21 protein-coding genes and 1 tRNA gene are annotated in these 23,795 nt (G+C 68.0%); 7 read left to right on the top strand and 15 right to left on the bottom strand.

Annotation, left to right across the window (positions count from 1 at the left end):
- Positions 1 to 48: 48 nt before the first annotated feature.
- Entirely contained in the window at positions 49 to 1,539 is a 1,491-nt protein-coding gene (gene guaB, locus HZS55_RS15055) for an IMP dehydrogenase (protein ID WP_179908408.1), read from the bottom strand.
- Positions 1,540 to 1,657: 118 nt separating this feature from the next.
- The gene (locus HZS55_RS22840; RefSeq protein WP_281372724.1) at positions 1,658 to 1,792 is read right to left on the bottom strand and encodes a hypothetical protein; all 135 of its coding nucleotides are present in this window, start codon (positions 1,790 to 1,792) and stop codon (positions 1,658 to 1,660) included.
- Between the two features lie 36 nt (positions 1,793 to 1,828).
- Between HZS55_RS22840 and HZS55_RS15060 the strand changes: the two genes are divergently transcribed.
- The 3 genes from HZS55_RS15060 (at position 1,829) to HZS55_RS15070 (ending at position 3,341) form a co-directional block, all read left to right on the top strand.
- Entirely contained in the window at positions 1,829 to 2,044 is a 216-nt protein-coding gene (locus HZS55_RS15060; RefSeq protein ID WP_179908409.1) for a hypothetical protein, read from the top strand.
- A 3-nt stretch (positions 2,045 to 2,047) separates the two neighbouring features.
- On the top strand, positions 2,048 to 2,947 hold the full coding sequence (locus HZS55_RS15065) for a DUF5794 domain-containing protein (RefSeq protein WP_179908410.1): 900 nt from the start codon (positions 2,048 to 2,050) through the stop codon (positions 2,945 to 2,947).
- A 163-nt stretch (positions 2,948 to 3,110) separates the two neighbouring features.
- Positions 3,111 to 3,341, top strand: coding sequence for a DUF5795 family protein (locus HZS55_RS15070; RefSeq protein WP_179908411.1), 231 nt, complete (start codon positions 3,111 to 3,113; stop codon positions 3,339 to 3,341).
- Positions 3,342 to 3,368: 27 nt separating this feature from the next.
- Here the strand turns inward: HZS55_RS15070 and HZS55_RS15075 are convergent, their stop codons facing one another.
- Positions 3,369 to 4,004, bottom strand: a complete 636-nt coding sequence (locus HZS55_RS15075; protein ID WP_179907913.1) for an IS6 family transposase — start codon at positions 4,002 to 4,004, stop codon at positions 3,369 to 3,371.
- Between the two features lie 108 nt (positions 4,005 to 4,112).
- Here HZS55_RS15075 and HZS55_RS15080 point away from each other — a divergent pair.
- Both HZS55_RS15080 and HZS55_RS15085 read left to right on the top strand, forming a co-directional pair.
- Positions 4,113 to 4,289, top strand: a tRNA-Trp gene (locus HZS55_RS15080).
- A 513-nt stretch (positions 4,290 to 4,802) separates the two neighbouring features.
- On the top strand, positions 4,803 to 5,399 hold the full coding sequence (locus HZS55_RS15085; protein ID WP_179908412.1) for a hypothetical protein: 597 nt from the start codon (positions 4,803 to 4,805) through the stop codon (positions 5,397 to 5,399).
- Positions 5,400 to 5,746: 347 nt separating this feature from the next.
- Here HZS55_RS15085 and HZS55_RS15090 read toward each other — a convergent pair whose 3' ends face one another.
- The 8 genes from HZS55_RS15090 to HZS55_RS15125 all read right to left on the bottom strand — a co-directional run bounded on the left by HZS55_RS15090 (position 5,747) and on the right by HZS55_RS15125 (position 16,177).
- Positions 5,747 to 6,784 (bottom strand): tyrosine-type recombinase/integrase, encoded by a 1,038-nt coding sequence (locus tag HZS55_RS15090; RefSeq protein ID WP_179908413.1) that lies wholly within the window; start codon positions 6,782 to 6,784, stop codon positions 5,747 to 5,749.
- 490 nt (positions 6,785 to 7,274) lie between these two features.
- A complete protein-coding gene (locus HZS55_RS15095) occupies positions 7,275 to 8,276 on the bottom strand; it encodes a hypothetical protein (RefSeq protein ID WP_179908414.1) in 1,002 nt (333 codons plus the stop codon).
- A gap of 82 nt (positions 8,277 to 8,358) precedes the next feature.
- Positions 8,359 to 9,225, bottom strand: a complete 867-nt coding sequence (locus HZS55_RS15100; protein ID WP_179908415.1) for a DUF58 domain-containing protein — start codon at positions 9,223 to 9,225, stop codon at positions 8,359 to 8,361.
- A 3-nt stretch (positions 9,226 to 9,228) separates the two neighbouring features.
- Entirely contained in the window at positions 9,229 to 10,179 is a 951-nt protein-coding gene (locus HZS55_RS15105) for an AAA family ATPase (RefSeq protein ID WP_179908416.1), read from the bottom strand.
- Between the two features lie 10 nt (positions 10,180 to 10,189).
- Complete coding sequence (locus tag HZS55_RS15110; protein WP_179908417.1) at positions 10,190 to 11,146, bottom strand: DUF7502 family protein; 957 nt, start codon at positions 11,144 to 11,146, stop codon at positions 10,190 to 10,192.
- Positions 11,143 to 11,955 (bottom strand): chromosome partitioning protein, encoded by an 813-nt coding sequence (locus HZS55_RS15115; RefSeq protein ID WP_179908418.1) that lies wholly within the window; start codon positions 11,953 to 11,955, stop codon positions 11,143 to 11,145. Before HZS55_RS15115 ends, HZS55_RS15110 begins: the two co-directional genes overlap by 4 nt.
- A complete protein-coding gene (locus HZS55_RS15120) occupies positions 11,952 to 14,384 on the bottom strand; it encodes a VWA domain-containing protein (protein WP_246308274.1) in 2,433 nt (810 codons plus the stop codon). Before HZS55_RS15120 ends, HZS55_RS15115 begins: the two co-directional genes overlap by 4 nt.
- The gene (locus HZS55_RS15125; RefSeq protein WP_179908419.1) at positions 14,384 to 16,177 is read right to left on the bottom strand and encodes a DUF7408 domain-containing protein; all 1,794 of its coding nucleotides are present in this window, start codon (positions 16,175 to 16,177) and stop codon (positions 14,384 to 14,386) included. The genes HZS55_RS15120 and HZS55_RS15125 overlap by 1 nt, the downstream gene beginning before the upstream one ends.
- Positions 16,178 to 16,338: 161 nt before the next feature.
- On the opposite strand from HZS55_RS15125, the gene HZS55_RS15130 reads away from it, so the two are divergent.
- Positions 16,339 to 16,632, top strand: a complete 294-nt coding sequence (locus HZS55_RS15130) for a HalOD1 output domain-containing protein (protein ID WP_179908420.1) — start codon at positions 16,339 to 16,341, stop codon at positions 16,630 to 16,632.
- Positions 16,633 to 16,634: 2 nt separating this feature from the next.
- Positions 16,635 to 16,799, top strand: a complete 165-nt coding sequence (locus tag HZS55_RS23120; protein WP_449405175.1) for a DUF7576 family protein — start codon at positions 16,635 to 16,637, stop codon at positions 16,797 to 16,799.
- 1 nt (position 16,800) lies between these two features.
- Here the strand turns inward: HZS55_RS23120 and HZS55_RS15135 are convergent, their stop codons facing one another.
- The 4 genes from HZS55_RS15135 to hflX form a co-directional block, all read right to left on the bottom strand.
- Entirely contained in the window at positions 16,801 to 19,758 is a 2,958-nt protein-coding gene (locus HZS55_RS15135) for an MEDS domain-containing protein (RefSeq protein WP_179908421.1), read from the bottom strand.
- 373 nt (positions 19,759 to 20,131) lie between these two features.
- Positions 20,132 to 21,187: an alcohol dehydrogenase catalytic domain-containing protein gene (locus HZS55_RS15140; RefSeq protein WP_179908422.1), complete on the bottom strand. Its 1,056-nt coding sequence runs from the start codon at positions 21,185 to 21,187 to the stop codon at positions 20,132 to 20,134.
- Between the two features lie 86 nt (positions 21,188 to 21,273).
- The gene (locus tag HZS55_RS15145; RefSeq protein ID WP_179908423.1) at positions 21,274 to 22,356 is read right to left on the bottom strand and encodes a lamin tail domain-containing protein; all 1,083 of its coding nucleotides are present in this window, start codon (positions 22,354 to 22,356) and stop codon (positions 21,274 to 21,276) included.
- An 88-nt stretch (positions 22,357 to 22,444) separates the two neighbouring features.
- Positions 22,445 to 23,743, bottom strand: coding sequence for a GTPase HflX (gene hflX, locus HZS55_RS15150; protein WP_179908424.1), 1,299 nt, complete (start codon positions 23,741 to 23,743; stop codon positions 22,445 to 22,447).
- Positions 23,744 to 23,795 lie beyond the last annotated feature (52 nt).

Below are 23,795 nucleotides of genomic sequence, written 5' to 3' on the forward strand. Positions count from 1 at the left end.
ACGAGGGGTCCCGACGGCCCTGAGAATTACGGTCGCGGGGGAGCGAAATCAGGCGTCGTCGGGGCTGTAGTTGGGCGCCTCGTCGGTGATGACCACGTCGTGGGGGTGGCCCTCCTGCTGGCCGGCCTGAGAGACCTTGACGAACTCGGCGCGCTGCCTGAACTCGGGGACGGTCTCGGCGCCGACGTAGCCCATGCCCGAGCGCATGCCGCCGACGAGCTGGTGGAGTTCGCTGGCGACCGAACCCTTGTACGGCGTCGCCGCCTCGACGCCCTCGGGGACCATCTCCTCTTCCTCGTCCTCGTCGACGTCCTTGAGGTAGCGGTCGCCGCCGCCGGACTGCATCGCGCCGACGCTTCCCATGCCGCGGTACTGCTTGTACTTCTTGCCGTTCATCGTGACGACGCGGCCCGGCGCCTCGTCGGTGCCGGCGAAATAGGAGCCCAGCATGACCGCGTCCGCGCCCGCGGCGATGGCCTTGATGGCGTCGCCGGAGTAGCGGATGCCCCCGTCGGCGATGACCGGCACGTTCTCACGGTCGGCCACGTCGGCGACCTGCGCGACGGCGGTGATCTGGGGCATTCCGGCGCCCGTGACGACGCGGGTCGTACAGATCGAGCCCGGCCCGATGCCGACCTTGATGCCGTCGGCGAAGTCGACGACGGCCTCGGCCGCTTCTCTGGTGCCGACGTTGCCGACGACCACGTCGGCGTCGACCTCCTCGGTGATCTCGCGGGCGCTCTCGATGACGTTCAGGTTGTGCGCGTGCGCGCAGTCGATGAACAGCACGTCCGCGCCGGCCTCGTCGGCCGCCTGGGCGCGCTCGGCTTCGAAGGGACCGACAGCGACCCCCGCCCGGAGGGCGCCGTCGTCGTCGCGCGCCGCCGAGTCGTACTCGCGGCGCTGGAGGATGCCCTGCATCGTGATGAGGCCGATGAGTCCGTCGTCGTCGTCGACGATCGGGACGCGCTCGATCTTGTGCTCGTACATGAGTTCGAGCGCCTCGCGGGGGGTCACGTCCTCGGGCGCGGTGATGACCTCGTCGGTCATCGCCTCGCGCACCTCGTCGGACTCGCCGACCTCCAGGTACGGGCGGATGTCCGTGCCGGAGATGATCCCCAGCACCTCGTCGTCGTCGCTGACGACGGGCGCGCCGGAGACGCCAGCGCGGGCCATCATCTCGTCGACCTCGCGGACCGTCTGGTCGGGCGAGGCGGTCACCACGTCGCGGATGATGAGCTCGTCGGCGCGCTTGACGCGCTCGATCGCCGCGACCATCTCGTCGACGTCCATGTTGCGGTGCATGACGCCCAGGCCGCCCTCCCGGGCCATCGCGATCGCCATGTCGCTCTCGGTGACGGTGTCCATCGCCGCCGAGAGAACCGGCACCTGCAACTGGACGTTCTTCGAGACGCGCGTCGTCGTGTCGGCGTCGTCCGGTTCGACGCGGCTCTCCTTGGGCCGCAGGAGCACGTCGTCGAACGTCAGCGCCTCCGGTACGCGGAGTTTCTCCGAGAAAGGTTCGGGATCGTTCGCCATGTAAACCGTCGCCCCCGCCGGCCCAAAAACGTTGCGAGACGCCCGCTCCGTGCCAGCCGTTCCCGAGACACCGGACCGCCCGCGTCCGGCGATCCGCCGATCGGAACGATTGTTCGACTCACCGGTCAAGCAATTCGGGCCGGTGGTCGGACGGTTCGACCGCGCCGCCGTCCGAGTCCGTCTGTTCGTCGCGGAATCCCTCCGTCTCGACCGCCGAGCCACGGGTGCCACACTGCATGTGGCCGTCTCTCACGCAATTCTTATACTCGATTGGAAAATAATGATAGATATGGACTCCGCCAGTCCCGCCACCGCTGGCATCGGTCAGAAGACCGCACGCGACGCGTCGAGCGTCGCGTTCACACCTTCTGCCGGCTTCTTCAAACGGGACTTCGCGGAGCACCCGACCTGGACCGTCGGCGCGAACTGGCAGTCCGTCGCCGGTCGCCCGTGCGCGCATCGCAGGTCGGACCCCCCACTGGCCACGGGAGACGGCCACGCCTGACCGATGAGTAGCTCCCAGCACCCGGTCGCACTCACCGTCGAGCGGCGCGTCGGCGGCGCGACGAAACTCCTCGCGACCATCATGTGTCTCCCGCTGGTCGACGGCATCTTCCCCGCCCTCGTCCTCGCGGGCGCGCTCGGCGACCCCATCGGCATCCTCGAAGTCGGCCTGCTAATCTTCGGCGGCAGCGCCACCGTCGCCGTCGTCCTCGCCGAGATGGACGGCTCCCGCCGCGAGGTCGCGACGGCCATCCTCGCCGTCGGCGCGGTCCTGATACCGGTCGCCGCCGTCGAGGCCGCGCTGGCGCCGACCATCCGCGACATGCTGAACATGCCGGTGTTCTCGCGGTTCGCCGGCCTCGTCATCCTGACCGTCGCCGCCAAGACCGCCAGCGCACGCATCGGCGAGTACCTCCCCCGGCCCGCCGTCGTCATCGCGCTCGGCCTCGTCGCGAGTTTCGACCCGAGCGGCGTCTCGCTGTCGGTGACGACCGACCCCGAACTCATCGGCCGGGCGGTCGCCGCGGCCGGCGTCGGCGTCGGCTTCGCCCTCTTCGTGGCCCTCTCGGGTCCGTGGCTCCGCGCCGTCGTCGACATCGACCGCTTCCGCTTCGGTAGTGCGGTCGCGCTCGGCGTCCTCCCGCTGTCGATCTTCGGATTGGTGCCGGGCGACGCGCCCATCGCGCTCGCCGTGCTCGGCGTCACCGCGCTGTTCGCCTTCGACCCGGGAGGCGACCGCGACTACGACGGCGTTCCCGGCGACGCGTCCGACGACGCCGCGGTCGCCGACGGCGGCGACCCCGAAGATGGCTCCGAGGAAGCGGCCGAGGACGACGAGGAGTCCGTGCCCGGCCGCGTCTCCGACTACGTCACCAGCGACGACGAACGCGCACCCTGGCTATGAGTCGTGAGGGTAACTATCTTCGATTCCGACCGCACCGCTGTTGAGCTCGTGGTCACGCTGTTTGCGGTCGCTGTATCGATGCTCGATGTAGTCGCACACAGCCCAACCACGACTGCTAGCCACGAGTGGAAGGGCTTACGGACGGGCGCGACGACGTACGGGTATGGCAGACAACCGCGTCGTGCAGGGGCGGATGGTCACGCCCAAGCGCCTTGCCGAGCTGATCGAGGGCGAGTCGGTCATGGATGCCGAACCCATCGAAGACGCCGACCGGGACTGTCCCGACTGCGGCGAGAACGTACTGCAAGTCGGCTACATGCCGGGCGTCACCTCCTTCGTCACCGGCTACAAGTGCCAGGAGTGCGACTGGTCCGAGGTCGAAGACGACGACTGATCGGCCAGTCGATCGGCAGGGCAGTGTTCAGATAAGCCGATTCCATGCGAACGCGAAAGAGCTAAGCCAGTCATCGGCGGTTGCTGGATCGACATGACTGAAACAGTTTGAGAACGAATTAGTTCGGCGTTTTACCTCGCGAAAGACACGTTCGACGCTGTTGCGATTTCCATGGCGTTCGTATCTGAAATCGAGGCCGTGTCGGTCGCAGGCTTCTTTCAGCGGAGTGGCGCCGTCGACGAGAAACACGGCATCGTCGACATCGTGTTTCTCGCGGAGTTCACCGAAGAACATCTCGGCGAGAGCGTTCGTTCTCGTCGGTTCAAGCTTCGTGTGGAGTAATTCGTTCGAATCGGGATCGACGGCGGCGTACAGCCAGTACTGCTCGCCGTCGATCCGGATCACGGTTTCGTCAACCGCAACGTGATCCGGTGACCGACCAGCCTCCGGCTGTAGATCGGCCTTGTGAACCCAGTTGTGAACGGTCGAACGAGCACGATTGACACCGAATACCTCTAGAAACGAAACAGTATTCGAAAGCGAAAGTCCAGCAAGATGCAGCTGAATACTGAGCTTCATCAGCAGCTTCGGTGTCGCCTCGCGTTCAACAAACGCTAAGTCAATCTCGTCCAAACATCCACCGAGGCGGTCGTTTTCGGGCATAGATCACTTTGAAAACGTACCGCCTCACTCTTCATCCTTATCTGAACACCGCCATCGGCAGAGACCGAAACCCCTTTAGTGCGATTGGGCTTATCCGGTGATGCAGGCGGGGTCGTGGCCAAGTCCGGCATGGCGACTGACTCCAGAGGCAACGGCGCCCGGGACGACACTCCAGCTGATATACTGAACGGGTCGGCTGATCACTGACCCTGTGATGACCCTCTGGGGTTCCGAGGCGCTACCGGAGATATCAGTCGATCGGGGGTTCAAATCCCTCCGACCCCATATTCCCTCGTCCACGTTCGATAATCGCCAGACTGCAGTCCATCGGCTCCTCGTCCCTTATATATCAGACTGGAGATTCCATCGTTTGATTTGAACGCTCTCATTTCGACCAGCGCGTCGTGTTGCGGTGACGGAGATTTGGACGCTCCATGTAAGTAATTGTCGTGGATGAGCATGGCCCTCTCCGATTCGGGGGAATCCACTAATGTATTCACAGTATCCAGATAATCTTAGGAAATATGACTCGACACCAGCACGTGATGTATGCTTCAAAGGGTACTGTAGAGCAAGTCTATTCAGAATTATATGGCGATGTGAATCAGGTCACAATTGAGCAGGGATCGAGCGTTTCAGGATCTGTCCGAGGAAAATTGGGTGAGTTGGCTCTGTTGAAATCCTCAGTAATTGATGGTTTCGCTCCCTCAATCGCTCAGTACAGGTGATGAGGGGAGCGCTCATCATAGCGAGTGAAATGACACAAGACCTTTATCGAATATGCCATATACGAGGATCATGTATCAATGCCGGAGAAGGACGGTTCTTACCGGCCTTGCGAGCCTTGTTGCGCTATCTGGGTGTTCTTTCGAGGAAAGTAGCCCAGAACGTCCAACGAGGTCGCAACCGAACGAAACCACAACCAGAAATCGCTCTCCTCCCAAAATTAGTTCTACCACCGAGAAGGCGACGCAAACACCGGAACTGTCTGTCAGAGAAGTTCTTCCCGAAGAAGGGGATGACTGGACGCTTCTCGATACCGGGGATGTCGTTCCCGCACCACTGACTGCGGAATCTCACATCCGTGGCGATTATCGCGGTCCCAATGGGACGGACTTTCGCGTGATTGTCATCAAACTTCCCAGACCCGGGGTTGCGAACTTCAATGCCGAACGCTTAGCTTGCGAGGCCCAGTGGAGCGTTGCACTTCAGTATCGAGCCTTTGCTATCGCGGCCAGTACCGGAACAACACAGAAAGAATTCACCCCGGAACACCCCCCTCAGATGACCCAGACAGCCATTCCTGATACGAGTGCAGAAGCCAGACAACTCCTTCAGCAGTCACCCGTTTTGTCCCAAGAGATTATCGAGGACAACGAAATTGATTCGTGCTAAGTTCGCAGTTCCCACCAACCGGCTGTTTCAGGTGAGAATATGTTTGAAGAATAGGATTTCAACAGAGCCGGGCAGACCTATATCGAAGTATCTGGTGAACGAAACAATATCAAGTTCCGTGGCGACACTTCTGTCGATAATTGGGGTCTACGAAGCCACATCATCCAATCTGTGCGTGCGGCGAAACATGGCGAAACATACCCGTATCAAGGACTAATGTGGCCGCTGTCGAAAACAAATGAGGAGAGAAACACAGTAGAATACGATGTGAATTATCTCCTAATCTGCGGCCCCCGAAGGGAATTAATGGATGATTGGTACGATAGAACTACGAGATGATTTGATTCCTATTCTAAATACTGTCGTCGATTCTTTCTCGCCTTCTCCTCTGTACGGGCGTCGTAGTGTTTGTCGAGGACTTCCACTGACACATCTACCCGCTCGGACAGTTTTTCCTTGGGCCAGCCTTCGTTGATATGGTTCGTGATGGATCCTCTCCGAACTGGATGCAGCGACACGGAGGAAGGGCAAGACGGTGACTGTTCCTTGTTTTGTGCCGCCTCACAGTCGTCAATTACCCGGCTATGCGGGCAGTTCCCGCCGTGAACGCATGGCCGAGAAATTGCGACAATGTTCTTGTAGGCGCGCTGTCGATAGAGACGACCACTTGGGACGGTGAATAATGGTTCTCGTCCGTTCTCGTCGGTCGCGCCTTCCCGCCGCATAGAGATGTAGTCTTTGAGCGTTTCGGCTAACGGGTCGCGGATAGTGATCGCCCGCTGGCTCTTGTTCCCATTCTTCAGTGGCGTCCCCTCTGCTTCACGGTTCTTGAACCGGAGTACGTTATCTCCGTGTTCTTGGGGCTCAAAATCATCGAGATCAAGGGACATGGCGCCGCTGATTCGACAGCCGGTGTACCACATCGTCTGAAAGAGCGCGTGATACAGACTGGCGTAATGATAGGTGTTCAGATAGGCAAGGACACTTTCGGCTTCCCCGGCTCGAAGGACTTCATCGCTGACCTTCCCGTCACCGGGTACAGCCGGAACCTCGATTTTGTCGTAGGTCCCGTACTCAACGAGATCAGCGCCTTCCAGCCACTTGATGAACACCCGAAGATGTTTGACGTTGTTGTGGACAGTGATTGGTTTGACTTCGTCTTGCCGTTTCTGCTTCCAGTTCTCGATGACGTAGCCGTTTACGTCACCCGGAACCTCAATGCCATGATTCTCGCAGAACTCGATAAAACTCTTAGTGGGATATTTGTACGCGCGAGCGGTCGATTCTTTCTGGGTTTCCTTTTTGTGGTTCAAGAAGTCACGTCGGGCTTTCCGTAGCTGTACGACCTCTGAAGGATCGCGGTCAGGATTTGGATTGAAGTCCATGTGCTGTTTCCACCGCTCAGACTCCGCTGGTGGCCTGAGGCGCGATCTCCCGTCCGGAGATGGCGGGCCGATGACCTCACGCGCCACACGAAGTGGGCGCGATGGGGTTGGAGGGTGAGCGCGTGGCAGTGTCCGCCGCGCGCGAACGCACCCCGCGACCGCCCGAACCCGTGAGGGCGGGAGCGTCGGGGGTGAAACGTCCCTCCGACCCCATACTTCTGCGCCGAACTACTCGGCGAGCACCTCGTGTGCTCGCCAACCGTGAGGCGCGACGGATGTCTCGGTGGGATTTGAACCACGCGAGTCGCAGCGCGAACGGAGTGAGCGACCGTCTCGCATCGGGTGAAAATCCTCTCCGACCCCATTCCGTATTTAAATTCGCGTAGTTCAATCGCCAATTGGGACCAACTCATTCTTGGCGCAGAACCGCGATCCGCACAGCGGAATATTCCCTTGCGGAAGCCGTGCAATGGCGATCTGACTCGAAACCCTATGTATCGGCGAATTCGAGAACGGAGTGTTCGAATCTGTACGTCGATATCTCGTTCTCGTCGCAGTGGTCCTTGAGATTTGCTGGCTCGACCTCGCCCCCGAGTTGGCGCTCGAACGTGACGGTTACCTCTTCTCCAACCTCGACGGCGACCCCAACGTCGGGGTCGCTATACGACGGCTTGATCACGTAATCTCCTACAGTAAACGGATTTTCGGCGAATTTCAGGTTGTCGTGCTTGTAGGTGTAGAGGCTGATGTCTTGATCGTCACAGTAGGAAGACAGCAGCGCCCGGTCGAACTCCCGCCAATCCGCGGGACCCTCGTCCAGCGAACTCGGGAACGCAACCCGAACCCCTTCGCCATCCAACTCCTGCCCGTACAGTTCGATCTGCGTCTCCGGCGGCAGCACCTCGACGACGACTCCGACGGACGGGTCCGCCTCGCCCTTCTTCTCCACCCGGTCACCCGGCTCGAAGGGGTTCTCGGGCTTCTGGTTCATGTTCGCCATGTTCGGCCCGAGGTCCTGCAGATCGTTCATCGGCCTCGATGCCAGGTGTTTCAACTTCTCCGGCTCGTTCCCCGAAAACTCCGCCTGCGTCTGGACCTTCGACTGCAGCGTCTGGACGTGCTCCCAGCCGAGCAGAATCAGCGAATCCTCGTTGTCCCGGTGCCACGCCATGACGATGATGTCGTCCTCCGAATCGTTCTCGATCAGCGACTTCGGCAGGAACGCAGCCACGTCCCGGGAGGTCTTCACGTCGACCTCGTACCCGAAGACCTCGAAATCGTGGGCCGAGAAGCTTTCAGGATTACAGCGGCGGATCGCGTCCTCGTTTTCCCACTCCCACATCTCCGCCGGCAGATACTCGCGACAGAACTGCTCGAAGGCCAGCTCTCCCAGATTGCCGACTCGCTTCGCGTCCTTGTCCTCTGCGCCCTGCTTCTCCGCCTGATAGTCCGCCCGGACTCTGTCGATTTCGTCCGGAATATACTGATACACATCGTATCGACAAACGGCATTTGATTTATATTTTCACGTTCGCTCCACTGATGCCTGCCTCCCGCGTTACCCTCCTGCAACTTCACCCCAACCAAACACTCGCGAAGGAGTCGAAGTACTCGTCGCCGGTATCGACGACCACGTGCTCGCCACCGAGCGCGGTCACCCGCTCGTTCACCTCGTCGACGTGGGCGTCCAGCCGAGAGCGATACGTGTCGGCCAGCGACTGACTGAAATACGACCGACGAGTCGTCTCCGATTCCGGATCCGCGAACAGCGCGTCGCCCACGACGTCGGGGTCGCGCTCGTCGGGGGCCATCACGCGAACGAGCAACACGTCGACTTCGTTGCGCGCCAGCGCCGACACGCCCGATTCGATGGCTTCGGGTTCGGCGAGGCAGTCGGTCAGCACGACGACGAGCGAGCGCGAGCGGATCCGGTCGGCGTAGGCTTCGAGGACCGTCTCGAAGTCCGCCTCGCCCTCCGGGCGGAGGTCGTTGATCTGGTCGATCAGCTCCAGTACTTCGCCGCGGTTCGACCGCCCGGTGTCCAGCCGCTCGGAGCGCTCGCCCATCGTCGAGAAGCGGAAGTCGTTGTGCTCCTCGGCCGTGAGATAGCAAAAGCCCAGGCCGATCTTCGCCGCGTACTCGAACTTGTGGCTCTCGCCGTCGCCGTAGTCCATCGACGCGGAGGCGTCCAGCAGGACGTGGACGGTGAGGTTGCGCTCCTCCTCGAACTGCTTGATGTAGTACTCCTCGGTGCGGGCGAACAGCTTCCAGTCGACGAGGCGGGTGTCGTCGCCGGGGGAGTACCTGCGGTAGTCGCTGAACGTGAGCCCCTCGCCGACGCGGGGGGACTGCTGTTCGCCCTGGCGGACGGCGGCGGTCTCCCGGTCGAGCGCCGCGTCGAAGCGGTCGAGTTCGTCGAGGAAGTCGGGGTCGATCGCCACGGGTCACTCCAGCAGGTCGGCGATCACGTCGTCGGGGGTCTGTCCGTCCCGCTCGGCGCGGAAGTCGAGGATGATGCGGTGGCGGAGGACGGGCGCCGCCAGCGCCTCGATGTCCTCCGCCGAGACGTGGTTGCGCCCGCGGAGGAAGGCTCTGGCCTTCGACGCGACGACGAGCGCCATGCTCGCGCGGGGGCTGGCGCCGAACTCGACTTCGTCGGCCTCGCGGGTCCGCCGGACGAGGTCGATGGCCCGGTCGCGCAGGTCCTCGGCGATGGGGACCTCGCGGACCAGCGCCTGGGCCTCGCGGATCTCCGCGCGGGTGAGCGACTGCTCGACGGGGACCTGCTGGCTGCCGCTGGTGTACAGGTCGACGATGTCGCGCTCCTCGTCGGCTTCGGGGTAGTCGACCAGGAGCTTGAACATGAAGCGGTCGGTCTGGGCCTCCGGGAGGGCGTAGGTGCCGCCCTGGTCGATGGGGTTCTGGGTGGCGAGGACGAAGAACGGGTCGGGCAGTTCGTAGGTCTCGCCGCCGGCGGTGACCTGTCGCTCCTGCATGGCCTCCAGCAGCGCGGCCTGGGTCTTCGGCGTCGCGCGGTTGATCTCGTCGGCGAGCACGACGTTGGCGAAGATCGGCCCCTTCTCGAAGACGAACTCGCGGCCGTCGTCGGTCTCGCGGATGATCTCGGTCCCGGTGATGTCCGAGGGCATCAGGTCCGGGGTGTTCTGGACCCGCGAGAAGGCCAGATCGGTCACCTCGGCGACGGTGCGGACCATCGTCGTCTTGCCGAGGCCGGGGTTCGATTCGAGCAGGGCGTTGCCGTCGGCGAGGATGCACACGAAGAGTCCTTCGAGCACCTCGCGCTGGCCGACGATGCGCTCGCCGACCTCCTCGCGGGCCGTCGCGAGTTTCGCCTGCAGTGCGTCCACGTCGTCCGTATCGGGTTCGTCTTGCATGGTAGGAGGGTCAGTTGGTGGCGTCGTCTCCGTCCTCGTCGTCTCCGCTCCCGTCGCGGATGCGGCGATTGTACTCGCGGACGAGGTCGGCGTCCTCGACCTGTTCGGGGGCGGCGAACTCCGCCTGCTGGCTGTCGACGCCGCCGGAGCTCCCGCCGGAAGCGCCGCTCGACTCGCGGTCGGGGAACGTGCGGTCGTCCTCGACGTCGCGGCCGCCGCCGGAGGACTCGATCTCGGCGGTCTGGTTGTCGTCGCCCGCGGAGACCGACTCGCGGTCGCCGAGGACGCGGTCGCCGTCGAGCAACCCGGTGTAGTTGTTCGGCTCGTCCGCCGAACCGTCCGTCGTCGGCTCGGGCCGGTCGAACAGCGCCAGGTCGACGACGGCCACCTGGACGGTCGCGAGGCTCAGCGCGGCGATCACGACCGCCACCGCGCCGAGCCGACCGACGTTCAGCAAGCCGACGGCCGAACTCTCGCGCAGGTCGGCCAGCACCTCGTCGTAGAGCCGGCGGGCCATCCGCGAGTCGGCGTCCGCCTCGACGGCGTCCCTGGCGGTCCGCAGCTTCTCGGACACCGCCGGATTGACCGCCTCGAACTGCTCGACGAGGGGTTCGCGCACCCGCAGCCACACCGCGGCCGCGAACGCGACTGCGCCGGCAGCGGCGGCCACCGTCGCGGATCCCGGGACTGCGACCGTCCCGAGGTCCCGGCCGAGCGCCGAGCCGACCGACTCCGTCAGGGCCGTCGGGACGGGGAGGCTGGCCGGGAGCCACGCCGGGTCCAGCGCCGCGAGGACGAGGTTGGCGCCGAGGAAGACCGCCGCCGCCACGACGGCCGCGGCCGTCACCGCCGCCTTCCATGCCTCCCGGCGGATCTCGGCGACCGCCGCGTCCATCCGCTCGCGGGAGTCGCCCTCCGGCCCGGCCTCACCGTTCGGCCCGCCTCTACCGTCCGACGGCTCGGTCATCGATACCCCTCACAGGCCGTCGCGTTCCGGCTCTCGCCGTTCGAACAGAGCTCGCGCAGGTCGGATTCGAGGTCGTCGATCGTCTCGTTTTTCGCGTTGAGCAGGACTTCGCGCGAGCGCACCTGCTCCTCCAGGTTCGCCACGTCCTCCTCCAGGTTCGCGATGGTCTCCTCGTCCCGCTCGACCTCGGACCGGAGGCTGCTCACGTTCGATTCGAGGTCGTCGATGCGCTCGTCGCGCTCGTCGAGCGCCACCTCCAGTTCGTCGACCTGCGTCTGTAGCGCCTCGGCGCGGTCCTCGGCCTCGGAGAGGTCCGCTTCGAGACCGTCGACCTCGCTCTGCAGGTCCGACACCTGCGACTGCAGCTGGTCGCGGCGGTCCCGGAGGTCCGACACCTGCGACTGTAGCTCGTCGCGGCTCTCTTCGAGGTCGGCCACTTCGCCTTCCAGCCGGGAGATGTTCTCGTTGGCGTTCGCGAGCTGCTCGCGCGTCTGCGCGAGCTGGGCCTCGGTGGTGTTGAGCTGGCGCTCGGTCTGGTTGAGCGCCCCGGCGACCTGGTCGACATCTTCGGTCCGGGTGTTCAACTGCGCCCGCGTCTCGTTGAGCCGCTGGCGCGTCGCCCGCAGCTCGGTCCGGGTCTCGTTGAGCCGCGTGGTCAGCTGGGCTTTCTCGGTGCGGAGGGCGTCGCTCTGGGACCGGAGTTGCTGGGCCGAGTCCTGATAGAGGACGGTCGCGCCCGCCGCGCCCGAGGCGGTGAGGACGACCAGGGCGACCAGACCCAGACTGATCTTACGGCCGACTGCGCTCATGGGAGACCACTCGTGAGTGAGGTGCGGCCGCGATACACTTGAACTCGCCGGACGATCACTTCGGTTGAGAAGACGACCAGCGCGGCGAGCAGCGCCGCCCAGCCCCAGGCGTCTCGCACCGAGCGGACACGCGTCGACTGCTCGCGGGCCAACTCCGCGATCCGGGCGCCCTCGTCGGGACCGAACTCCCGGCCGCCGGTCACGTCGACCAGCCGTTCGAGGTCGGGGTCGACGCCCAGGCGGGCGTACTCGACCGGGTAGTTGGCCGCGTAGGTCGCGTCGAGCAGTTCGTGATAGCCGGCCTCGCGGGGGGTGAACTCCCCGCGGAAGGTCCGCTCGGCGACCTGCCGGAAGGTGACGTTCGCGACGGTCGGGCGCTCGTCGCCGCGGTAGGTGAGCGTCGCCGGGCTCCCGACGCGGGCGTCGCTCACGTCGGTCACGCCGGTCCGGCCCCGCGCCGGGTCGCCGATGGCGTAGTTGACCGACTTCGTGACGACCAGCGAGTCCGGTCGGTCGAGCAGGCCGTCCAGTCCGCCGGAATCGCCGTAGGCGGTCAGCGAGACGACGCGACCGAGCCCGAAGCGCCAGGAGGCGATCGCGGGCGTCCCCTCACCGGTCGCGACCTGGTAGTCCGCGCCCGCTTTGACCGCCACGTCGTTGGCCTGCGAGGGACTGGCCGTCAGCGTCACCCCGGAGGTGATGAACGTGTTCTGTCTGACGACGGTCAGGTTCTGGCCGCGGAACTGTCGGGAGCTCCCGCCGAACAGTAGGCGCAGGCGGCTGGTCTCGTTCGCCGCGAAGTACGAGCCGCCGGACTCCCGGGCGATCCGACGGAGGGTGCCCTCGTCGACCCGGTCGCCGGCGCCGACGGTGATGACGCGGACGCCCTCCCGGCCGAGCTGGCTGGCGACCGCCGCCGGTCGCTCGACGTCGTCGGCGCCGTCCGACAGCAGGATGACCGTCCCGGGGTTGTCGCCGAGCATGTCGGCCGCGCCCAGCAGGCCGACGGCGATGTCGGTGCCGCCGCGAGTGGTCTGGAGCCGGCGGATCCGCTCGGCGACCGCGTCGCGGGCGTCCTCGAGCGGCTGGCGGTCGGCGATCCGGAAGGCCTCGCCGCCGAACGCGACGACGCCGACCTGGTTGCGGTCGCCCAGCTGGTCCAGCACGTCCAGGGCGATCCCCTTCTGGGTGGACAGCCCCTCCTCGGCGCTGCCGGAGATGTCGACGAGCACGACGATGTTCGTCCGGCCGCCGGTCGCGTTGCCCATCCTGACCGGGAGCATCGCCGCGATGGGCGACTCGCCGTAGCCGCCCCGCTGGTAGGCGTTCTCGCCGCCGACCGACACGAGCCCGCCGCCGTCGATGACGTGCTCCTGCAGGGCGCTGACGTTGCCCAGCCCCCCGGCGGGCGTGTCCTGCACCACGACCGCCGCGTAGTCGTCGAGGTCGCCGGGCACCGACGAGGCGTTGGTCACGTTGTACAGCGACCCCAGATACCCTCGCAGCGGGTACTCCCCCTGGGCGACGTACAGCAGCTTCGGCTTCTCGACGACCCGCACGTCGTGGTAGAAGACGTCGTTGCGCTGGTACACGTCGTCGCCGTCGACCCTGGCGGTCACGCGATGGTCGCCGACCGACTCGAAGGTGTGGTTGACCGCCAGCGACTCCCCGGCGGCCAGCTGCCCCGTTCGGACCTCCTCGCCGTCGATCTCGACGGCGACCGGAACGGAGTCGTCGGCCTCGACGCCCGAGAGGGAGACGACGAACTCGGTCGGGAGGCCGACGCTCGCGGTCGACGGGCCGGCGACGGCGACGGCTCGCTCGGTGCGCTCGGGCGAGAGTTCGACGGCGCTGACGGTCGCGTTCAGGCCGTTGGCGTCTTCGGCGGCGGCGGCGAGGCTTCGCCCGCCGGTCACCTGTCCGTCGGAGGCGACGACGACGGTGCCGTTCTCCCGCAGATTCGCGGCGATGCCGTCGCCGAGCCGCGACTCGTCGCCGCTGCCGACGGTCGCGGTCGTCACCGGGACGCCCGCATCCTCGATCCCGGCCACGAGGTCGCCGGTCGCGTTCGGGAACGGCCCCATGCTCGCCGACTCGTCGGTCAGCAGCGTCACGCGCGGCTCGCCCGGCGTCTCCCGCGTCTGGACCGTGTACGGCCCCATCGCGCCGACGACCAGCAGCGCGACGACCAGCAGCCGGCTGGCGAACAGCAGCTTCCGGCTCCGCGCCGAGGCCGACCGGGATCCCCCCTCGCCGCGGAAGATCAGGTACGCGAGCAGCGCGACGGCGACCGGCAGCGCCGCAAGCGGCCACAGGTGCTCGACGCCGACGGTCAGCCCGTCGACCGAGTACGAGACCGCGAGCGGGAGCGAGGGCAAGGGATCGGTCGTCGACGCGGCCGCCCCCGCGGCCGACAGCGCGACCGCCATCACAGCTCACCCCGCCGGCGCAGGTAGCCGACCTCGAGGACGGCCACGAGCAACGCCGCGACGGCCGCGAACTCGGTCACTCGCTGCGGGACCGTCCGCGTCTCCGACCGCGTGACGTTCCCGACCGGCCCCGACCGGTCGCCCAGGTCGGCGGCGTCGACGGTCGACTCCCGCTCGGAGAGCAGCGCCGCGCTCTCGGCGGTCCCGCCGGCGGTGTAGACGCCGGCCTCCCGGACGGTGACCGTGGGCCCCGACAGGCGCCCGGACGGCCCCTCGACGCGCTCGGCGCCGAACTGGACGGTGTCGCCCGTCTCGTGGTTCAGCGCCGACAGGGGCTCCCGGCCGGCCAGGTGGAAGACGGCGCGCTTCCAGAACACGGGGTACTGGTAGTTGTACTTGAAACTCGACCGGTCCTCGATGTAGCCGTAGTACAGCAGCCGGCCCCCGTCGCGGCGGTCGGTCGCGATCAGCGGCGTCCCGTCGCGCAGCTCGACGAGCGTCTCGCCCGACTGCAGCGACCCGGTCAGGTACTCGTCGGGCGCCTGGAAGTCGATGCCCTCCGTCAGGGCGGTCTCTGTGGTTCGACGGACCGTCGGCGCCGTGTCCGTCCCGGAGGGCTCGATCAGGAGGAGGTCGCGCAGCCGGTCGGGCATCTCCTCCTGGGCCTGGACGGCGACCCCGCCGCCGCTCGCGACCGCGTCGCGGCCCGCCTGGACGTTCCCGGGCAGCAGCGAGTCGGCGTCGACGTTGCTGTAGAGTATCACGTCGTAGTCGTCCTCGACGGTCGTGGGCGGGTTGTCGACGGTCAGGTCGACCTGGTCGACCAGCGAGAGCGCGGTCGTCAGGTAGCGGTTGCGGTCGTTGGTCAACACGAGGGTGTCCACCGTCGGGTCCTCGGGGGCGACCACGGACACCGCATCGTCGGTCGCGAAGTCGTCACCGGGTGAGAGCCGGGCCTCGCTCGCGCCCGCGGGGACGGGGAACGTCACCGTCGCCACGTCGCCGCCGCCCAGCTCCAGTTCCCGCTGGCTGTCGCCCAGCGAGACGGTGCGCGTGACCGACTCCTCGCCGAAGTTCCGCACCGAGAACGTCACCTCGGAGCCGCCGAACCGGCGGTCGACGAAGCCGACGTTGCCCGCGCCGCCCCCGGCGAACTGCCGGAGGCTGACGCTCACGTCCCGGGCGCGCAGGCTCCGGACGGCGTCGACCCACTCCGAGCCCTGGAAGTCGCTCAGGACGACGACGCGCACGTCCTCCTCGGCGAGCGCCCGCGCCTGCGCGACGGCGCCCCGCAGGTCGCCGGGGGCGTCCGTCGCTCCGAGACCGCCGAGCGCGTCGCGGGCGGCGCTGGGCGGGCCGCGACGCACGAGGACCCGTCCGCCGCCGCTGGTCGTCACGACGGAGGTCCGGGTCGTCACCTCCTCGCGAGCCGCGGCGAGCGCGCGGTCGAGTCGCGTCCCGTCGCCGTCGGTCGTCGCCATGCTCGCGCTCGTGTCGACGACCAGCACCGTCTCCTCGACGACGGCCCGCTCCTGAACGGGGACGTACGGCGCGGCGAGCGACCCCGCCAGGAGCAGTATCGCGAGGATCTGGATCAGAAGCAGGAGACTCCGGGAGATCCGCTCGAACAGGGGAGTGGTCGCTCGCTGGCGCTGTTCGTCGGCGACGAAGCGGAACGTGGGCAGTTCGACGCGCTCGGGCTCCGGACGGATGAGATAGAGGACGACGACGGGAACCACGAGGAGGGCGGCGGCGAGGCCGAGCGGTGCGAGGAACACGTCGGAGAGGGCCATTCGTGTTGCGGGGACGACTGGAACCCACATTGGTCTTGTGGCGTTCGACCCGCGGACCCGGCGGCGATCCGGCGCCGTCTAGACTGATAGCCCCCGGTTCGCGGCGACGCTTCACACTGAGGTACAACGGCTTTGCCCGAACGGTGCCTGGACGATAGTAGATGATGCAGTCATCCATCGGAACGGAGTTCACCTACCGGATCGACGACGACCAGTCGGCCAGCGAGGCCGTCCTCGACGCGGTCGCGGAACGCGTGGGCGTGGACGTGCTCGACCTCTCGATACCGCTCTACGACGCCGTCGACCCGGAGGCGCTCGACACCTTCTACCGGACGGCCGACGGGGCGGCGCCGACACGGGTCTCTTTCGCCTACTGCGGGTACGACGTGACCGTGTCCGGCGACGGGACGGTCGTCCTCGACGACGCGACTGACTGCGACGTGGTACTCGGGTAACCGTGGCGTCGCCCGCCGACAGCGGTGGATTCGAGACCTGCGCGCACTGCGGCGCGCGGCTGTCGGGTTCGGCGTGGTTCCCGGCGACGACTCGCGGTGACGGTGAGTCGTTCGCGGTTCTCTCCTTCTGCGACGGGGACTGTCTGACCGCCTGGCGCGAGAGGTAGCTCAGCCGTCGGGCGCGCCGGACTCGAACAGCTGCCGACAGAGCTTGCGGTGGGCGGCGCGGACGTGCGTGTTGAACGTCGGTTGCGCGATGTCGAGCGACTCGGCGACCTCGCTCCCGGTCCGGCCCCGCGGCGTGTCGAAGTAGCCGCCGAAGTACGCCGTCTGTAACACCTCGAGCTGTCGGTCCGTGAGTTCCTCCGTCAGCGTCGCCCGCAGCTCCGTCGGCGACTGGCGCGGCCGCTCGCGGCTCCGCTGGGCGACCAGCTCCGTGTCCGCGTAGGCGTCGGCGAAGACCTCGACGAACTCGCGAACGTCCGCGTCGGCCCCGAGTTCGACGACGAGGGTCGCGGCGCTCTCGGAGACGGTGAGCGTTCGCGGCCGCCCTCCGTGGCGCAGCGCCGTCTCGCAGAGGCTCCGCTCGCCCAGCGTCGCCTCGAAGAGACACACCGGCTCGTCGCCGTCCTCGTACTGGGAGACGAGCGTCGCGTCGCTCGTCTCCAGGTCGACCGCGGTCGCGCGGAGGTCCTCGACGGCGGCACCGCGCGTCGAGGCGTACACTCTCGGTCGTCCCTCCGGAGTCGGGACGATCCCCTCCAGAGAGAGGTCACAGCCCGTCTCGGACGCGATTTCGACGACCCCAAGGTCGTCGTCGCCGACGACGAACTCCAGCTCGGTCACCTCGTCGCTGACCAGCGACCGCTTGCTCTCGACGGCGTTGATGGCGTAGGCGATGGTGTCGGCGAGCTCGGCCAGCACCGACCGCTCGAGCTCGTCGAACACGCCGGGCTGGTTGGCGTAGACGTTGAGCACGCCGTAGAGGGCGTCCTCGTAGACGAGCGGCAGGGCGATCGAGGCGTGGTAGCCGCGGGTCAGCGCCGCCTGGCGCCACGGCTCGAACTCCGGGGCCTCGACGATGTTGTTGACGACCTGCGGCTCGTGCGTCCGGACGGCCTCCCCCGAGGGGCCGCGCCCGGTCGTCCGTTCGTCGGCCGTGACCGTCGTCGCGTCGAGGTAGCCCTTCTCGGCGCCGGCCCACTCGCGGGGCGTGACCTCGCCGGTGACCGAGTCGTGGTCGCCGACCCACGCCAGCTCGTAGGGGCCCACGTCGGCCAGCTGCTCGCAGACCACCGTCTCGATCTCCCCGCGGGTCGACGCGCCCACGAGCGACTGCCCGATCGAGCGGATGGTGTCGTTGATGCGGTTGAGCCGCTCGAGCGAGTCGTTCTGCTCCTCGAGGGCCCGCTCGCGCTCCGCGAGGAGCCGCTCGCGGTCGGCCCGGCCGCAGGCCGTCTCGACCGTCGCGGCCGTCGTCTCGACGAACTCCAGGGCCGCCTCGGAGAACCCTCCGGACGCCTCGGTCGCGGTGACGAACACGCCGTGGGAACCCAACGGCACCGCCGCGATCTCGGTCACGTCGTCGCCGGCCCCCGATACGTCCACGTCGTCGACGACGCGCGTCTCGCCCGCCGTGAACGCCTCCCAGAGCGGTCCCGACGGCGTCTCGCTCAGCGCGGCCGTCGGGAGCTCGTCGACCGCCCGCTCGGTCCGCGCGGCCGTCCCCAGGCGCCCCTCCGCTCTCTCGTACCGGACGACCGCCGTCAGCGGCAGCGCGAGCGTCGCGGCCGCGTGGTCGACGGTCGCCTCGGCGATCGCCGCCTCAGTCTCGGCGTCCATCAGGTCGCGGCTCATCTCGTTGAGCGCGGCCAGTTGCGCCTGGCGCTGCTCGCGTTCGAGCTCGTAGCCGACCCACTGGGCGGTCAGCTCCAGGAAGGTCCGTTCGGCCTCGGAGAACGGCCGACCGCGCGCCTCCCGGGAGGCGAAACAGAGCGTCCCGTAGCGCTCGCCGCCGACGGTCACCGTCGTCCCGATGTAGCTGTCGAGGCCGTACGTCTCGTAGGCCCGCTCGCCCGGCCAGTCTTCGGCGGGCGCGTCCGAGACGGCGACGACCCCGTCGGTCTCCAGTACCCGACGACAGTACGTCCCCGAGAGGTCCGCCGTCCGCCCGGGCTGGACCAGTTCGTGCGGGCCGACCGCGTCCACCAGTTCGAACACCCCGCCCGCCGTGTGCGAGAGGAACCCGATATCGAGGTCGAAGTGGTGGCACCCGACCTCCAGAAACCGGCGGAGCTTCTCGGCGAACGTGCGGTCCGGCCGCGAGACGAGGTCGTGGTGTCTGCGGAGCGTCGCCGTCTGCTCGTGGAGCGACGCCTTCGCCCGGGCCCGCTCGCGCAGCGTCCCCAGCATCCGGTCGAGTTCGTTCTCGGGTCGGTCCGGTCCGCAGAACTCCGCGGGCGGCGTGTAGTAGACGTTGTGACAGACCGTCGTGTCGTAGATGAGGTGCGGGTGGACGCGGACGATCTCGATCAGTTCCTCGGCCGGGAACCGCTCGCGGTCGTACTGACAGAGCGCGATCGCGTCGGCGTCGTCGAACAGGTCGTTTATCCGGCTCTCGTACTCCATGAACGCCTCGATCGGGACGCCCTCCTCGAGGATCCAGTCCGTCTCGGCGACCACCCGGAGCGCCTCGAACTCCGCCGTGGCGGCCTCTATCTCGGCACCGTATACCTCCATCATCGACTCCGGATCGAACGAGCTGTCCCGGAGGTACGTGTCCTGAACGCTCTCGAAGACGAGGGCGCCCGATTCGACCGCGCCGCCGACGTCGACGGCGCGGTCGCGGAGCAGGTCGGCGACCGTCTCCAGCGACCCTTCGTCGCCGACGTACAGACACTTCTCGCCCGCTTCGAGACCCTGTCGCAGGAACGGCACCACCGCCGCGAACCGCTCCTCGCGACCCTCGTAGACGAGCGCGAAGTGGTCGTTGGCGTGTTCGTGGCCGTCCAGCGGTTCGACGGGCCCGCGGAACTCCGCGCTCTCCCGGAGCGCGTCGACTCCGTCGTTCAACCCGAGTACGCGGCTGTGACCCTCGCTCCGGCCCGGGCGGCCGTCCGCACTCATCCGTCGTGACTCACCACCCGAGCCGGCGGCCACCCGCGCTCGCGAACGGCGGGCCGGCGGCGCCGACCGCGCCGTCCCGTGGCGCCGGCGCCGTCACGCGCGCCCCGCCCGACGCGCCGACCGAGTTCGATTCCGGATCCGGAGAGAGATGTTCGTGTCATGGTAGGGAGGCCGCGGAGCAGTCCCGCGGTTGTCGTCGAGGGTAGGAAGACGCTAACCGGCATAAGGGACTCGATAGTTCGCTGACAATACGTGCCGGCTCCGCGTCGGAAACGCACGGTTGGTCGCCGGCTACGGCGGTCGAGGTGGCCGGATAGTTGCCGGCCCGGCGGCGGCGGCGGCGATCGAGGGGCCGCGGACGAGCGACGCGCGCTCAGAAATCGGTGACGACCTCGACGCCGACAGTGTCGAACTCGCTCATCGCCGCCAGCCGGTCGGGCACCTCGTCGAGCGCGACGCGGTCGGTCACCAAGGCCCCGGGGTCGACCCGCCCGGCGTCGACCATCGCGAAGATGTCGTCGTACCGGCGCGGGGGCATCCCCCGCGAGCCCGAAATCGTCAGGTCCCTCTGCACCAGGCGGTCGACCGGGAGGGAGACCTCGCCGCGGTCGTCGTCGCCGGTCAGCCCGACCTGGACGTGCGTGCCGCCGCTCCCCAGCGAGTCGACCGCCGTCCGGAACGTCTCGCCCGACCCCAGTGCGTCGACCGACACGTCCGCGCCGCCGAAGCGTTCGCGGACGCGTGCGGGCGCGTCGACCTCGTCGGCGTTCAGCGTCGCGACGGCGCCGACCTCGGCGGCCAGTTCGAGCGGCGCGTCGCGCACGTCGACGGCGACGGGCGCGGCACCGAGCGCGGCGGCGACCTGGACCGCGGAGAGGCCGACGCCGCCGCAGCCGACGACGACCACCGCGTCGCCCCCGCCCACGTCGGCGGTCGCGTCCAGCGCCTCGAAGGCGGTGACGAACCGACAGCCCGTGCTCGCCGCGGCGACCGCCGAGACGCCGTCGGGGAGGTGGACCGCGTTCACGTCCGCCGCGGGCACGTGAAACCGCTCGGCGAAGGCCCCCGGCGCAGCCGGACCGAACCCGAGCGCGGTCGCGCCCTCGCAGTAGTTCTGTCGCCCCGCTCGGCAGGCCGGGCAGGTGCCGTCGGCGAGACTGAACGGGACGACCACCCGGTCGCCGACCGCGACCGTCTCCACGTCGGCGCCGACCTCGCGGACGGTCCCCACCGGCTCGTGACCCAGCACCTGCCCCGTCGGGACGCGGTCGTCGACCCAGTCGCCGTGGCCCTGCCAGGCGTGCCAGTCGCTCCGGCAGATCCCGCAGGCCTCGGTCTCGACGACGACCCCCTCGGGGGCACAGTCGGGTTCGGGCACGTCGCGGAGTTCGAGCGGTTCGCCGTGCTCGGCGAGGACGACTGCGCGCATGGTCGCCCTTCCCGCCCGCGGAGGGTCACCGTTTCGGTCCCGGGACCGGCGGCCGGTCGCATCCGGTGCCCGCCCACCGTCGCCGCTCAGTAGGCGTGTCGCAGGACCGTCTCGCCGCTGCGTTCGACGACCACCGTGTCGTCCCCGTTGTTCCATATCGCCGAGTCGCTGCCCCAGTAGAGGGTGTCGTCGGTGTCGGTCCCCGAGCCCGTGCGGAGCGTCACCGTCTTGCCGACCGCGAGCGTGAACCCCGTCGGGAACGCGTACGTGTGGTCGGCCTCGTCGGCGACCGTCCAGCCGCCCAGCGCCAGCGACCCGTCGCCGTCGTTGCCGAACACGACGTACTCGTCGTCGCGGTTCTCGTGGTCGTTGCCCGCGGCGTCGGTGTGGACTCGCTCGACCGTCAGTCCCGACTCCGAGGTGGCGAGCGGGGCGTCCGCGCCGGATGGGGGTCCGCCGTCGCCGTCGTCCGAGGCGCCGCCCTCGCCGTCGGCCACGGTCGCGTTCGGGTCCCGACAGCGCCACAGTCCGCGCCGGTCGGCCTGGGCGTCCGACTCGGCGGCGTAGTACCGCTCCGAGCGCTGAAACGTGCTGTCGTACACCCGTGCGTGCCCGGTCGCGAGCAGTCGGTAGGTGAAGTCCGTGCGGTTCGCCGCGGTCGCGGTGCCGTCCGTCGCGGTTCTCCGGGTGGCCGTCACGCTCCCGTTCGCACCGCTCGCGTTCACGTGGACGTACGCCAGCAGCCGCCCGTAGCTACCCCGTCGGTCGGACGCCGGGTCGGTGACCAGCGTGACCCGCTCGCCGGCCAGCCACCGCTCGGCGAACGCGCTGGCGTCCTCCCCCGCCGATTCGAGGCAGGCCGCACCCGCCTCGTCGTCCGGCACGCCCTCGTACTCCGCGGGGTCGGTGTCGGCGTGGACTTCGGGAGTGTCGACCCCCAGCAGCCGCACCGTGTCCGTCGACCCGTTCGCGTACCGCACGTCGATGGTGTCGCCGTCGACCACGTCGACCACGGTCGCCGCCGTCCCGTTCGCCACGTCCGGCGCCGCCGCCGTCGGCCCCGTGGGCGTCTCCTCGCCGACCGAGACCGGGAATCCGGCGCAGCCGCTCAGGGCCGCCAAAAGAGCCACTGCGAAGACCGTCGCGACCCGGGCGGGTCGGCCGTTCATACTGGCGTTCCGGTCGCCAGTCGCAAGAGCGTTGGTACCTCGGAGGGGACGGTGTTCGAACCGGAGCGCGTCGGCACCGTCCACAGTATTACCCGTCGAGCGCGTCGGCGTCGGCTCGCAGTCGGTCGACGACCGCCGGCCGTCCGCGGACGGACAGCGCGACCGTTTCGGTCCCGTACTCGACGGATTCGACGACCGCCCGGTCGTGGGCTCGCGAGACGATCCCCATCGCGCCGTCGCGGTTGGGGAGCAGCAACTCGGCGCGCTCGGTCGGGAGTCGGTCGACGACCGCCGCGCGGAGGCGGTCGAGGTTCGTCCCCTCGCGGACGCTGACCGGGACCGGCTCGGGGGCGAGGTCGGCGACCGCCTCGCGGCGCTCGGCCAGCGCGGCGTCGTCGAGCAGGTCGACCTTGTTCAGCGCCGTGACGACGGCCGATCCGTCGACGCCCTGGCCGTCGAACACGTCCAGCGCGACTCCGACCTTCTCGCGCAACTCTGGGGGCGGGTCGCTCGCGTCGGCGACGAGGACGACCGCGTCGGCCGCCGCGGCGTCCGAGAGCGTCTCGCTGAACGACTCGACCAGCCAGTGGGGCAGGTCGGCGACGAATCCCACGGTGTCGGTACACAGCACGCGCCGGCCGTCGACCGTCGCCCGCCGCGTCGTCGTCTCCAGCGTCTCGAACAGCCGGTCCCCCACTGCCGCCGTCACCGTCGCCGCGTCGGGGTGCTGTTCCGAGTCGCTCTCGGCGGTCCCCTCGGCCGCCATGTCGTCGGCCAGCCGGCGCAACAGCGCCGACTTCCCGGCGTTGGTGTAGCCGGCGAGGGTCACCAGGTCGAACCCCTGCTCGCGGCGCTCGGCGCGGTGCTGCTCGGCCGGGTGCGGGAGGTCCGCGAGTTTGCGTTCGAGGTCGGCGATCCGGTTTTTCACCCCGTCGAGGGGCGTCCCCTTCTCGGCGCGCCTGTTCAGCCCCTGCACGTCCGAACGCGCTTTCAGTCGCGGGAGGTCGTATCTCAACCGAGCGAGTTCGGTCTGCAGTTGCGCCCGACGCGCGCCCGCCCGGTCGGCGAAGATGGCGAGCACGAGCCGATAGCGGTCGAAGACCGCGGTTCCGTCGGGCAGCGCCTCCCTGATGGCGGCCGTCTGCCGGGGCGTCAGCTCCCCGTCGACGGCGACGAGGTCGGCGTCCGCTTCCCCCGCGCGTGCCGCGAGGTCGGCGACTTTCCCGACTCCGAAGCACGTGCCCGGATCCTCGGCGCGGGCCTGGGTCACCGCGCCGCGGACCTCGTAGCCCGCGGCCTCTGTCAACGCTCGTATCTCCTCGGTGTCGACCGGTCGTTCGTCCGCTCGCGCCGCGATGATCGCCGTCGATCCCGTTCGTCGTCTCATGTTCGTGTGGATGTCTCTATCGTGTCGGTCTGCGTGCGATACCACCGCCCCG

This window comes from Halosimplex rubrum (genome assembly GCF_013415885.1).
Classification (GTDB): Archaea; Halobacteriota; Halobacteria; order Halobacteriales; family Haloarculaceae; genus Halosimplex; species Halosimplex rubrum.